The organism is Shewanella sp. NKUCC01_JLK, from assembly GCF_019345615.1.
Classification (GTDB): Bacteria; Pseudomonadota; Gammaproteobacteria; order Enterobacterales; family Shewanellaceae; genus Shewanella; species Shewanella oncorhynchi.
Map to the genome: position 1 here is coordinate 224,599 of NZ_JAHKRD010000003.1, position 13,167 is coordinate 237,765.

A 13,167-nucleotide genomic window follows, 5' to 3' on the forward strand; every position below is an offset into this window, starting at 1 on the left:
ATAGCTTGAACAATGGCCAATTATATTGGTGACGTTAAGTGAGCACTTTGGAATAGATAACTCAATTGTAAGCCAGCTCCTAATCTATGGCTTTGAGTGAGTATAAGGATTTTTGATGGGCGATGAATTTTTGATCGCAGCGTTAGTCTATGTCATCGCATGCTTAGGGTTAGTACTCTTTTTACAAAAGCAATTGAGTAAATTAAGAAGCAAAGTTGATGCATTGACTGTGTTAGTTAAAGAGGGCGATCGGCAGCGAGAGTCTTTTAAACGTGAATTGCAAGAATTACGCAGTGGCACAATCGGTGTAGGCCGTCGTGTTATTGAATTAGAAAAACGCATACTGCAACAGTCTGAACGGATTGAAGAGACGACTCAACAGGATCCACAGGCAAAACTTTATACTCGAGCCATGAAGATGGTCGCGCTTGGTGCTGGCGTCGACGAATTGATTAAGGAATGCGAATTACCTAAAGCTGAAGCCGAGCTGTTGATCCGTCTGCATCGTAAGTAATCGCTAGCCAATTGAACACTAAAAGCTAATTTTTCTGAATTAGCTTTTTTATTTTATGCTTTCTCGACAATTTTTTTATGCATATTATTCCATTGCTCAGGAAATTTACCGTCGAGCATATACACAAATGCAATCAGTTCGGCGATAAGCAGGTAAAGCTCCTTGGGAATTTCCTCTCCTAACTCTAGCAATTGCAAAAAATGGCTCAGATGGGGATCTTGATGGATATAAACGCCGTTAGCCTTAGCTAAGGCAATAATTTCTTCTGCGATAAGCCCTTCACCAGTCGCGACTATTTTAGGAGCGTTACGGCCATCGTAGCTCAGTGCGACAGCTTGTTTAGGTTCACTCTCTTCGCTCATATCGTTATTCCCAATGTTTTGTATAATAAACTCAATATTAGTGTTGGAACATTGTCACTCATTAAGCTTTTGTCTTTACGAGGAAATGATCACCAGGTAATAAGGTTGCTGGTACTTGCGCTATTTGAGTTGATAATTCACCAGGCGTAAAACCCAGTTGTGATAGTTTTTGGCTTAAGGGCGTTAAAAAGTTATTAACCTTATTAAGTAGTATCTGACTATTGCCTTTGAACTGGATATCTAATTGTTGATTGTGGTTTTGGGCTGAAATCAGCAGAGGTCCTTGTGCTAGATTAAACTTCAGTTGTAAACGCCATCCCATTTTTTTATCTGGGTCATCAGGATCGGCTTCTTGCTCAAATTTCCCTTCCAGTTGCTCCTGTCGTTGGTTAATGCCATAGGGAAGGGCAAAGAACCACACCAAATTGCCAGCGCTCTCATTACTTGCCTGTTGGTATAAATGCAGGTTAGAGGCTAATAGCCCCATGCTATCAAGGCCTCCTGCTTTGCTCAGTTGCCCAAGAAGTTTAGTGGAGAAGCCCACTTTAGCTTGTAACTGTTCAAGGTAGTCGGCAAGCTTTTTGCTCACGGAATTCGAATTGTTATTGGCTTTAAAGCCAAGTAGCAGCTGAAAAAGTGAGGTAATTGCACTCCCATTCATGAGCATTGAGGCTTGATTTGATTGAGGCGTAGCAAGATTTAGACTCGCTAGACCGAGAATATTGGCTTTGAGCTCATCGATATCATTTAATTGGCTCAGTGGTGGTAGCCCTAAATGCGGTAGGAGTTTCAATAACTCAGATGCTAAATTCGAGTTGCTATTAGAACGAGATAGCTCAATAGGAAGTGCCCCCGCTTTATTGAACGCTTTTTGTAAGACATCAGCTACTTTTATCGAAGTATCAGTCTTAGCATCATTGCCTTGTTGTTCACTCTTTTGGCTACTGGACCCTAAAATATTATTAAGTTTGTTTATGTCTGTAGGACTCACACTTAGGATTTCTTGTGACGTTTTTGAGCCTTGAGGTAACCCGTTTTTGCTATTTACGTTTTTACCCATTTGTGATGCCGGTGATTGACCCACAAGCCGATTTTCAAGGGCTGAGTGTTGAGTGCTGATCTGACCTAAGTCTTTAGTTGTTGGCGTTATGACTTGCGCGTTAGAGATATTCTGTGAGCCAGTCGCAGTAAGCGCTGATGGAATATCTACTTTACTTTGAAGCTGCATTATATCGACTTTGGCCGTGACCATTTGTTTTGTGGGCTCAGGCAGAAAGTTGATATTTTCGAGTTTTTTTAGAAAGGAGGCAATGATCTGTGCTGGTTCAATTTTCGCGATCACAAGATCAGAAGATGGTTTATTTGTGGGAACCTGAGTTTCATTTACTGGCGCCCCAATTATGATTTCGAGTTTGCTCTGTATTGGGGTGAGTAATAAAATAGGGCGCCCTTGTTGAAAGGCTATTTTAGCGATGAATTCACCTTGATTCAGCTGGGGTCCAGGATCTTGTGCTACAACGGTACCATTAGCAAATTGAAGCTCCTTGTTAACTATAGTGACGTTGGGTAATGGATAGCCCTGTGTGCGAGCCGCGAGTGCAGAAAGCTGCGTCTGAGATATGCCATTTTGTTGCGCCAGATTGATCACTGCCTCAGGGATTTTCAGTACGAGAGGTGTAGCTAACGCAAGTAGTTGGCTAGTGGAGTTTTGCACTATCGTAGTTGGAGTTGAGCTGTTTTGCGCATTGGGCGCGACTAAAAAGCTATTAGCAGTCAACAATATTTGCCGCTGTTGAGCATTAACTAGCTTTAAATTATATTCTGTACCGTTTAGAATAATACTATCTCCCTCAGGTGATGTTTGCACCTGAGCTGGAATGGGGCGTGGAGTAGTATTGAGGGCATCAGTGTGGGCCATCGCAGTATGTAACTGCGAATTTTGACTGCTGACAAGTGGAATCGACTCCATTTAATGACCTTATATAGTTTATCCTGCGATACATTCGTTTAGTAAAATTAACAATTGACCAATTTTTTTTGCCAAGTATGCTTATGCGCCTTGTGACAAAGGAACTGTCATACTGGATAGTATGCCACTAAGACGAATTATCTTTATATCGTCATTTTTGTATTGTCACTTTAGCGAAAATTTGATGTCTAAACTGTACATTTATATTAAGAGAGCGATATGAAGTTAAAATGGATGGGATTATCTTTGGGGTTAATGCTGTTGCCTAAAGTGCAATCGGCTGAAGTATCCCTACCAGATACCATTCAGCAGGAAACACCTGCTAAGGTACAAATTACTTATGATGATCCCCGCGATCCGTTCGAAGGCTTTAACCGAGCTATGTGGGACTTCAACTATCTCTACCTAGATAGATATTTATATCGTCCTGTAGCCCATGGTTATAACGATTATATTCCTACGCCTGCTAAAACAGGTATCAATAACTTTGTGCAGAATTTAGAGGAACCTAGCAGCTTAGTAAATAATGTGCTGCAGGGTAAGTGGGGCTGGGCAGCTAATGCCGGTGGACGCTTTACAATCAATTCTACTGTCGGCTTATTAGGTGTCATTGATGTCGCTGACATGATGGGTATGAGCCGCAAGCAAGATGAGTTTAATGAAGTGCTGGGTTATTATGGGGTGCCTAATGGACCTTACTTCATGGCGCCATTTGCGGGTCCTTATGTTGTGCGAGAACTCGCGTCTGATTGGGTTGATGGTCTATACTTCCCATTGTCTGAGTTAACAATGTGGCAATCCATTGTTAAATGGGGACTTAAAAACCTTCATTCTAGAGCATCAGCAATCGATCAAGAGCGACTTGTTGATAATGCACTCGATCCCTATGCCTTTGTCAAAGATGCATATTTACAGCACATGGACTATAAAGTCTATGATGGTAATGTCCCTCAAAAGCAAGATGATGATGAGTTGCTCGATCAGTATATGCAGGAGCTTGAGTAACCCTATTGGCCGTACTTGACAGCATTTGTCTTTAGTCATCAAATGCTAGCCTTGTTAAATTTTGTTATTGGCATATTCACTTGAGTAATGGCTATGCGATGAACTTTATTCGGGAACCTTTATGGCGTTAAATGGTGTTGCGGTTCTTTTAGTTGAAGATGACCCCGTGTTTAGGCAGATTGTTGCAAGCTTTCTCGATAGCAGAGGTGCGCAAGTCACACAAGCCTGTGATGGTGAACAAGGATTGTCAGTTTTTAAATCGCAGCGCTTCGATATTGTTCTTGCAGACTTGAGTATGCCTAAGCTCGGTGGACTCGATATGCTTAAGGAAATGACAAGGTTAGCACCTTTAGTGCCTTCTATCGTGATCTCGGGTAATAATGTCATGGCTGACGTCGTTGAAGCCTTACGCATTGGCGCAAGTGATTATCTCGTTAAGCCAGTATCTGATTTATTTATTATTGAACAAGCCATTAAACAAAGCCTTCATAGTTCCTACATTGATGATACTCAAGCCTCAGATTTTGACGCGCTATCCCACCAAGAATTAAGTGATAATCTAGCATTGCTTGAGCAAAGTGTTGCTGCAGCAAAACAAGTTCAGCAACAACTCTTTCCCGCTTCAAATATTAGTTATCCGGCAGCCAAGGTTGACTATAGCCTTTATAAAAATAGCGATATAAGCAGTTATTTCATTGATTCAACTATGGTTGGTAGCGATCACCTGATCATGTACATGGCCCATTTGTACCCAGAGGATAATCGAGCCGCGTTTGCTTGCGTTCTGCTTAGAAGTTTTGTTAATCAGAAGCTTAAAGATTTTAGGAATGGCCAGAGTCAGAGCATTATTGAACCCTTTAACATGATGAGCTATTTGAACGAGCGTTTAGTGAAATCTGGTCTCGATATCAAAGCCGATATGATTTACGTTGCTATTGAGCTAACTAAGTACCGTGCTGCTATTGCACAGGCGGGTAAGGGGCTGCGTTGTTATCTGCGTAATGACGAGGGATTAAGCCCGTTAGCACTGTCTGAGAGTCTTCAGCTTGGCGTGTTAGACTGGGGTAAACCGAGCATTCAGTTCCGCAGTATTTTACCGCAAGAACAGTTGTGTATTGCGACAAGTGAGCCTGAGCATAAACAAGCTTTACTTGATAACAAGTTTAAGGGCTTAGTCTATGATGCAACGCTACCTGCTGGTGGTTTTCTACAGTTAAGCCTTTAGTTTTTAGACGCTTTGACGAAATTGAGTATATAGCTGACTTAACAAAAACGCCTTACTCTTGCGAGTAAGGCGTTTTTGTTTTAACAATTAAAAACAGTCGAACAGGATTATTAACGTTTTATCGCTTCATGTTCAGCCGTCACTGCAATTTCGCTTTCTAAGGCTTCAGCTTCAGTGTGATGCTTGGTTTCTGCGCCATGCATCCAATCGACTAATTTGTCAGCCATAAAATACAGGATCACGCCAGACAGAGCCGCTGTAATCGCGATACCAGCAAAAATTGACATAGCATTAGCAAGTTGTTCCTCTTTGCCACCACCGTGACCAATCAAAGAGCCTACGACCCCAGCAACCTTGTTCGCCATCGCAATAAACAGGAACCAAGCGCCCATCATCAAAGAGGCAATACGCAGTGGAGCAAGCTTAGTCACCATAGACAAGCCAATAGGTGACAAACATAATTCACCCATAGTATGGAAGAAATAAGCACCCACTAACCACCACATGCTTGATTTAGCTGTAGGATCGCTACCCATCTCAACCACAGCGCCAATCATGAACAAGAAGCCAATCGCCAATAAGAACAAACCTAAGGCAAATTTCACTGGCGAGTTAGGTTCATTTTTACCTAAACGGATCCAGATAGAAGCAATTACAGGGGCAAATAACACAATAAAAATAGCGTTTAGCGATTGGAAATAAGTCGTGGGCACTTCCCAAGTACCTATGTAACGGTCTGTAAACTCATTGGTAAATAAGTTCATTAACCCGCCCGCTTGTTCAAAGCCCGCCCAGAAAATAATCGTGAACAAACCCAGCACCATAATTACTTTGAGACGATCACGCTCAATTTTAGTAAGTGGTTCTTTACGGGTATTGCCTAGCTTAGCCTGGCGTTCACGTTCAAGCTTGGCCGCAGGCACGGTGCCAATATTACCTAACAGTTTTTGAGCAAATAAAAATTGAATCACCAGCGACAGCAGCATACCAATACCAGCACAGAAGAAACCTGCCTGCCAGTTATTAACAAAAACCTCTTGGCCATTAACCATTTCAGTGTGGCCAAAGCTAGTATAAGCCCAAGCAACAATAAAGCCGGATAATGCCGCACCTAAATTGATTCCCATATAGAAAATAGTAAATGCACCATCGCGACGGTGATCACCTTCCTCGTAGAGATCGCCCACCATAGTGGAAATGTTCGGCTTAAACAAACCATTACCCAGAATGAGGGTACCTAAACCGATATAGAAAATGGTCGTTTCAATACCAGGAAACCAAGCATGAGGCGCAGCTAGCGTAAATTGGCCTGCCGCCATTAACGCGCCACCAAAATAAATGGCTTTGCGCTGTCCCAGAAAATTATCAGCTAACCAACCACCAATCAGCGGCGTTAAATACACTAACGCAGTAAAAGTACCATATAAGGATAAAGCGTCAGCTTGGCTAAATCCTAAGCCGCCACCGCCTTGTTTACCCACCTGATCAACTAAATAAAGCACCAAAATGGCACGCATTGCATAATAACTAAATCGTTCCCAAAGTTCTGTTGTAAACAGCAGGAACAATCCCTTGGGATGCCCAAGCATCGTTCCTTGTGGTTTTGCTACGCTCATGAAGTCTTCCACCTTAAGCTCGTGATTGCCTGTGGGCCCCTGAAACAGGATGATGTCACCACAGAAAAATGGTTGTTGCTCGTCCCAATATCGCCTGCAGATTTAATCAACCATTAATTCCCGCTATAGCATTCATTAATTGTTGAATAACCGCTAGTTACGTATGGGTTATTGTTACGTTCTTATAATAAAAGTAATGTGTTTAGCAGTAAAATGAGTATTTTCGCTAAAATCCCACCTTATATACCCCTTAAAAGCAACCAAAGTCAATTTTGGTAAGCTAAGTGGTGACATTATCAGCAGTATAGTGTTGTGATTTTAATTATGAATTAGTCAATGTGAGCGTCATTGTATGCATACCGAGCGAGAGACAGGAATAGTCGAAAAATTACTTCCACCGACTTGAGCATCTTTGCTATGATTGCGACCCGTGAATGGACGTCACTTATTTATAGGGTAGTGAGATTAGCTTATGAAGGCATGGTACCTTTTGTATTGTAAACCTCGTAGTGAAGCGAGAGCACAACAGAACTTAGCACTTCAAAATTTAGAGACGTATTTGCCTATGGTCTCTGAAGAGAAATCTCAGCGCGGGCGCAAACAAGTCTGTCGTGTACCACTCTTTCCTAATTATTTATTCATCAATTTTGACCCAAGTCAGACAAGTGTCAGGCAGGTCCATTCTACTCGTGGTGTGAATCGAATCGTTAATTGTCAAGAGAAAATGACGCCCATTGACGACAGAATTATCCATGCCATTCGCATGAAAGAACTAACGCCTTCCCAAACAGTATTAGCCGAAGAATTAGAGCTAAAAACGGGGGAGAAAATTCGTTTTACAGATGGCCCCTTTGTTGATCTTGAAGGCATTTTTCAAGAAAAATGCCCAAACAAACGTTGCCATGTACTATTTAACATTATGGGGCAGATAAAGACAGTGACTGTTCCACAGCAAAGTGTAGAACGAATTTGTGTTTAAGTGCATAAGTACAAAACCTGTTGTAAGAGTAATGCTCAGTATTTTGTAAGATATTAGCTATCCTTGAAGTTGATAAAGTATTTACCAAAGCGACAAGGTGTTTAATATTTACTTAAAAATCAATTTGTTGATTTTGTTTAGGGTTTGTAGTTACATTTTTAAAATGCAACCTGTTAAGGTGTGATCTTAAAAATGGCCGTTTGAACATTAAATGTTCTATCGGTAGTGAATCTTTGAAGTAAGATTCTGTAATCATAAAGTTAGAATATAAGCTCTTATCTTAAGTGTTTGCATCCTATGGTTAAGGTATTTTACTAACGTAACTAGATTTAGTTACGTCCTGTAACTGAACGAGTGTAGAGCTTAACTATTCTTGTAACACTGTTTTATGTTAATGAAAAATATGAATTTTCGCATCGCGAAGGGCAATATAGAAGCCGCAATCTATGGGCGGTAGCGTGCCTGAAAGACATCGAATGAATAGTTTCATTCGTTAAGCGGACGCCGAAGGCCTCGGGCCGCCACGCGGATCGGTAGCGTGTCTGAAAGCAAAGAAAGGACGGCCTTCGGCCTGCTAGAACGCCACTGCGTGGCTCTAGGTCGCTTCGCTCTAGAACGCTCGCAGGCTTGCTTTAGAATCTAGAAGGAGCGCAGCGATGCTCTGCTTTTTCTAGCAGGGCGTAGCCCGCTCTAGCCGCATAGCGTCCTAGACTCTAGAAGGAGCGAGCGACGCTCTGTTTTTTCTAGCAACTCTGCTTTTTATCATTTTAAATCCAATCGGAGATATCTGGTGTTACAACAAATCAAACAATTCATCATAGTAGGCCTTGGCGCCACAATATTGATGGGCGCTCAGGTTCATGCCGTTACGCCATCTCCACAAATGATTGAGCAGTTCAAGCAATTACCGAAATCTGAACAGGCAAGGCTTGCTAAGCAATACGGTATTGATCCTAATATGCTTTCAGGTTCTCAGGCCCAAACTCAGGTTATAAATCCTGAAGTCGTAGGGGAAAGAGACACCAATCCTCGTGTGTCTGATGCCGATAAAAAAGCGGCTAAAGCTGAGTTAGATTTTTCTGAAGATCCCAGCAAAATAAAATTGCGTCGTTTCGGTTATGAGATGTTTGCTGGTGAACCAAGCACATTTGCACCTGTGTCAGATGTACCGGTTCCGGGAGAGTACCTCGTCGGTCCAGGCGATAACATTAAAGTTCAGCTTTATGGTAAAGAAAATAAAGAGTATGACCTCGTCATTAACCGTGAGGGGGTTATTCAGTTCCCTGAGCTGGGTCCAATACCTGTCATGGGGCTTAGTTTCTCTGAGCTCAGAGACTCTTTATCCCAGCGTATTGGTGAGCAAATGATCGGTATTGAGTCCAACATCACTATGGGTGAGTTGCGCTCGATACGCATTTTTGTGGCCGGTGATGCCTATAAACCTGGTTCGTATACGGTTTCAAGTTTATCAACTATCACTCAGGCTCTGTTTGTCGCTGGTGGTGTTAACGAGATCGGTTCATTACGTAATGTACAGCTGAAACGTAATGGCAAACTAGTTGGTACTTTAGATCTTTATGACCTGTTAATGCGAGGTGATGCGTCGGGGGATTTAAGACTCCATTCTGGTGATGTGGTGTTTATTCCTTCTATCGGCGGCCTTGTAAGCGTAACCGGCGAAGTAAGACGCCCAGCCATTTACGAGCTAAAACACGATGAGAGCATGGCTGACGTTATCGCAATGGCCGCAGGGTTAAATACAGGAGCATATCCTAAAAGCAGTTCAATAGAGCGTTATAATAGTAAATCTTTGAAAACCATAGTGAACGTAGACTTAACCTCTGAGCAAGGTCGAAATACACCGGCCAAAGCAGGTGATATTGTTCGCGTAAAAAGTGCGTCGGAGCAGTACGAGAGTGCCATCACCATAGCTGGTGCTGTTGTTCGTCCGGGTAAATATCAATGGTTTGCCGGTCAAAAAGTAAGTGACGTATTACCTTCTCTATGGGGAGACTTAGCGGCTTCTGCTGATCTTGATTATGCAATTGTGATCCGTGAAGTGAATCAATACGGTGATATTGAAGTGCATCAATTCTCACCAGGGAAAGCAATTAGTGCTAAAGAAAGTGGCCAAGACCTTAGCTTAAATGCGCGTGATAAAATCATTCTGTTTAATTTTTCAGATGATATACAGAATCGCTATGAGTTAAATAAATTAGTAAAAGAGCGTGTTGAAAAAGTCACTTCTTTAAATACAAGTAATCTTTTAGGTTCAGATTTATTTAAAGCGGGCTTTGTGCAACTCGATAAAACTAAGTTATCGCAACGTACCGATCTTGCAGGTGTAGTACTAACAGATAAGAAAGAGTCTGAAGAGGCTGAGGTTGTTAAAGGTGTTGTCAATAAAATGTTGGCTAATTTATTTGACGATACAGAACTACTTAAACTCAGTAATCAGATGGGCCGTCAAGAGTTACTCTACCCAGTAATGGTTAAATTAAATAGCCAAGGGCGAGCAGGCTCGGGTATTCAAATTGTTGCTATTGATGGGCAGGTAAGAGAGCCTGGAGTATATCCGCTGACCGTGGGTGCTCGGGTGAATGATTTAGTGATCGCTGCAGGTGGTTTAAAAGAAGGTGCTTATACCGCTAGAGCTGAATTAACCACTACCTCAACCGATATCAATGGCTCGAGAATTAAGCATAATAATCTTGATTTGACACAAGCTTTGCAAGGAATCGAAAGTGCCAATATCCGTTTAACTGGGCGTGACATGCTAACAGTGATGACGACTCCGGATTGGCAAGAATCTAAAGTTGTTGAAATCAGAGGCGAAGTAAAATTCCCTGGGCGCTACAATATCCGACGCGGTGAAACACTAAACGATTTAATCGCTCGTGTGGGTGGATTTACTGAATATGCTTATTTGCCATCAGCTGTATTTGTGCGCGAGTCTGTTCGTAAGCAAGAGCAAATTGAGATTAAAAAGTTAGCCGATCAATTGCGTCGAGATATAGCCACACGAGGTGTATCGCAGGATGGCACTATGGTCAATTATGCAGATGCGCAATTGATGTTGGCCGATTTAGAAAATATAAAAGCGGTAGGACGTCTTGTTGTCGATTTAGCGGCAATTTCATTAGGGATTGAACAGGCAAATATACAGCTTGAAGATGCCGATATTCTCTATGTTCCATCGACTAAGCAAACCATTGCAGTGATGGGAGAGGTTCAGCACCCAGCAACTCACAGATTTAAAGATGGCTTAACTTTAGACCAATATTTAGCTATGTCTGGTGGTGCGCGTAAACGTGCTGATGAAGACCGCACTTACGTTATCCAAGCAAATGGCTCAGTGCTAATGCCTGGCCGTTCGAGTTGGTTTACTAGCGAAGATCAATTACAACCGGGTGATACCATTATTGTGCCATTAGACACGGAATATAAAGATAACCTAAGTCTCTGGACACAGATCACGGGTATTATCTATAACACCGCCGTTGCAGTATCAGTTATCGCAGGGCTGTAGAAGGAAGAATCTAGGACGGCCTTCGGCCTCTAGGGCGCAGCAAAAAACGCTGCTGCTAGGACGCTCGCAAGCTCGCTCTAGAATCTAGAAGGAGCGCAGCAACGCTCTATTTTTAGCTTTTGCTTGTATAGTAGGCCGAAGGCCGTTCTAGCCGCAAAGCGTCCTAGATTCTAGTTTCTGTTCTCAAGGAAGATTATGCGATTCGAACAACTGGATGTTTGGAAAAGAGCCTCGTGATTATCTTGTCAAATATATCAAGTGACAGAATCAGTAAGTAATTGGGGTTTTAAAGATCAAATAACTCGTTCAGGGTTATCTGTCCCTTCAAATATTGCGGACAAAAGTGCAGGAGCAACTTTTGAACGATGTGATTTATTTCATCGGCCTCGAAGAGGTGAGGTACATGGATTTACCGAATAAGGTGAAGAGCGTGAAACACTAAAAGAGCAAATTCGCTTTTTGTACTACGCCAAAGGCTCTCTAGGTGAGTTAGTCACTCAACTCTATATAGGTATTGAAGTTGGATATTTGGCAAGGGAACCTGCATTACTTATGGTCCAAGAGGCAAAAGAATTAGCCAAATCTTAGGTGCAATTATCAAACAAAAGCAAAGTAAGAGTAAAAGCTAAGAAGGACGCCACTGCGTGTCTCTAGGACGGCCTTCAGCCTCTAGAACGTTGCTTCGCAACTACTAGGATGCTCGCAGGCTCGCTCTAGAATCTAGAAGCGTAGCGCTCTGTCAAGGCGCAGCCCGCTCTGCTTTTAACTTTTGCCTTTATAGCAGCGCAGTGCTCTCGCCGCGCAGCGTACTAGAATCTAGAATCTGAAGAACCAATGAACACACAAATTACTCAAAATCCCAACACATATAAAACAGACGCGCAATTCCCTCAAACCACAAGCGATGACGAAATTGATCTTCGTGAATTATTCTCTGTCATTTGGCAAGGTAAATGGTTGATTATTGCTATTACAGCTGTATTCGCGATTGGTGCGGTTATTTTTGCTATAAAACAACCCAATATCTATAAATCCGAAGCTTTATTAGCCCCTGCATCTGAAGAGCAAGGCGGTGGTTTAAGTGGATTAGCCTCACAGTTTGGTGGGCTAGCAAGCCTTGCTGGTGTGAATCTTGGTAGTAAAGGTGGTACTGATAAAACTGAATTAGCCATTGAGGTATTGAAATCTCGTCAATTTACTAGTGATTTTATTCAAAGACACAATATCCTCGCCAATTTAATGGCAGCCGAAAAATGGGATAGGGACGCTGATAAGTTAATTTATAATCCTGAACTTTACAATGAACAAACCAATACTTGGGTACGTGAAGTTAAAGCACCTTTTAAACCAGAGCCTTCAATGCAGGAGGCTTATAAAGTCTTTAGCAAAATGATTGCCGTTAATAAAGCCAAAGAAACTGGCATGGTTACTATTTCAGTTGAGCATTTATCACCAGCTGTTGCGCAGCAGTGGGTTGCATGGTTAATCCAAGATATTAACAAAGTGATGAAAGACCGCGATGTTGCTGAGGCGAATCGTAGCAGTGAGTTTTTAAATAAACAAATTGCTTTAACTAATGTGGCAGATATTCGAACCATTTTATATAAGTTAGTAGAAGAACAAGCTAAAACCATCATGTTTGCCGAAGTGCGTGATGAGTATGTCTTTAAAACTATCGATCCTGCATTAATTCCTGAAGAAAAGGCCAAACCGAAACGCGCATTAATTTGTGTATTAGGTACATTGCTTGGCGGTATGTTAGGCGTGATGTTTGTATTAGTTAGATATTTTATTAGAAGAGAAGATTGAAACATCATTTTTAAAATGAGCCTATTAGGACAGTTTTAATAAAAATAGTAAAACCCAGGCTTTACACCGGATAGTGAGGAGTCGACTGTCTCAAAATAGAAAAAGTGTCTCAGAAAGGTTTAAATGGCTGAGGTGCGGAAGTGAATAATTTCGACAATA

The 13,167-nt window shown here is 42.0% G+C and carries 9 protein-coding genes and 1 pseudogene; 7 read left to right on the forward strand and 3 right to left on the reverse strand.

Annotated features, from left to right (window positions below; translation table 11 throughout):
* Window positions 1-115: 115 nt before the first annotated feature.
* Entirely contained in the window at window positions 116-514 is a 399-nt protein-coding gene (locus KO537_RS05005) for a DUF2802 domain-containing protein (RefSeq protein ID WP_173243810.1), read from the forward strand.
* 53 nt (window positions 515-567) lie between these two features.
* On the opposite strand, the gene KO537_RS05010 is transcribed toward KO537_RS05005, so the two are convergent.
* Both KO537_RS05010 and KO537_RS05015 read right to left on the reverse strand, forming a co-directional pair.
* Window positions 568-876 (reverse strand): EscU/YscU/HrcU family type III secretion system export apparatus switch protein, encoded by a 309-nt coding sequence (locus tag KO537_RS05010; RefSeq protein ID WP_028761167.1) that lies wholly within the window; start codon window positions 874-876, stop codon window positions 568-570.
* A 61-nt stretch (window positions 877-937) separates the two neighbouring features.
* Complete coding sequence (locus tag KO537_RS05015; RefSeq protein ID WP_173497650.1) at window positions 938-2,845, reverse strand: hypothetical protein; 1,908 nt, start codon at window positions 2,843-2,845, stop codon at window positions 938-940.
* A 219-nt stretch (window positions 2,846-3,064) separates the two neighbouring features.
* Here KO537_RS05015 and KO537_RS05020 point away from each other — a divergent pair, with 219 nt between their 5' ends.
* Together KO537_RS05020 and KO537_RS05025 are read left to right on the forward strand one after the other, a co-directional pair.
* Complete coding sequence (locus tag KO537_RS05020; RefSeq protein WP_219233968.1) at window positions 3,065-3,850, forward strand: VacJ family lipoprotein; 786 nt, start codon at window positions 3,065-3,067, stop codon at window positions 3,848-3,850.
* A 121-nt stretch (window positions 3,851-3,971) separates the two neighbouring features.
* Window positions 3,972-5,075 (forward strand): response regulator, encoded by a 1,104-nt coding sequence (locus KO537_RS05025; RefSeq protein ID WP_173497652.1) that lies wholly within the window; start codon window positions 3,972-3,974, stop codon window positions 5,073-5,075.
* Window positions 5,076-5,185: 110 nt separating this feature from the next.
* On the opposite strand, the gene KO537_RS05030 is transcribed toward KO537_RS05025, so the two are convergent.
* A complete protein-coding gene (locus tag KO537_RS05030; RefSeq protein WP_173497653.1) occupies window positions 5,186-6,691 on the reverse strand; it encodes a peptide MFS transporter in 1,506 nt (501 codons plus the stop codon).
* 472 nt (window positions 6,692-7,163) lie between these two features.
* On the opposite strand from KO537_RS05030, the gene rfaH reads away from it, so the two are divergent.
* From rfaH to KO537_RS05050, 4 genes and pseudogenes are all read left to right on the forward strand, one after another.
* Window positions 7,164-7,670, forward strand: coding sequence for a transcription/translation regulatory transformer protein RfaH (gene rfaH, locus KO537_RS05035; protein ID WP_173497654.1), 507 nt, complete (start codon window positions 7,164-7,166; stop codon window positions 7,668-7,670).
* 790 nt (window positions 7,671-8,460) lie between these two features.
* Window positions 8,461-11,199: an SLBB domain-containing protein gene (locus KO537_RS05040; protein ID WP_219233969.1), complete on the forward strand. Its 2,739-nt coding sequence runs from the start codon at window positions 8,461-8,463 to the stop codon at window positions 11,197-11,199.
* A gap of 249 nt (window positions 11,200-11,448) precedes the next feature.
* Window positions 11,449-11,828: pseudogene (locus tag KO537_RS23120) on the forward strand (four helix bundle protein).
* Between the two features lie 205 nt (window positions 11,829-12,033).
* Window positions 12,034-13,008, forward strand: coding sequence for a Wzz/FepE/Etk N-terminal domain-containing protein (locus KO537_RS05050; protein ID WP_219233970.1), 975 nt, complete (start codon window positions 12,034-12,036; stop codon window positions 13,006-13,008).
* Window positions 13,009-13,167 lie beyond the last annotated feature (159 nt).

Bases quoted from the DNA above. Each gene is read 5' to 3' on its own strand.
- KO537_RS05030 (WP_173497653.1), bottom strand. From the start codon at position 6,691: ATGAGCGTAGCAAAACCACAAGGAACGATGCTTGGGCATCCCAAGGGA.
- KO537_RS05020 (WP_219233968.1), top strand. From the start codon at position 3,065: ATGAAGTTAAAATGGATGGGATTATCTTTGGGGTTAATGCTGTTGCCT.
- rfaH (WP_173497654.1), top strand. From the start codon at position 7,164: ATGAAGGCATGGTACCTTTTGTATTGTAAACCTCGTAGTGAAGCGAGA.
- KO537_RS05050 (WP_219233970.1), top strand. From the start codon at position 12,034: ATGAACACACAAATTACTCAAAATCCCAACACATATAAAACAGACGCG.
- KO537_RS05005 (WP_173243810.1), top strand. From the start codon at position 116: ATGGGCGATGAATTTTTGATCGCAGCGTTAGTCTATGTCATCGCATGC.
- KO537_RS05015 (WP_173497650.1), bottom strand. From the start codon at position 2,845: ATGGAGTCGATTCCACTTGTCAGCAGTCAAAATTCGCAGTTACATACT.
- KO537_RS05010 (WP_028761167.1), bottom strand. From the start codon at position 876: ATGAGCGAAGAGAGTGAACCTAAACAAGCTGTCGCACTGAGCTACGAT.
- KO537_RS05025 (WP_173497652.1), top strand. From the start codon at position 3,972: ATGGCGTTAAATGGTGTTGCGGTTCTTTTAGTTGAAGATGACCCCGTG.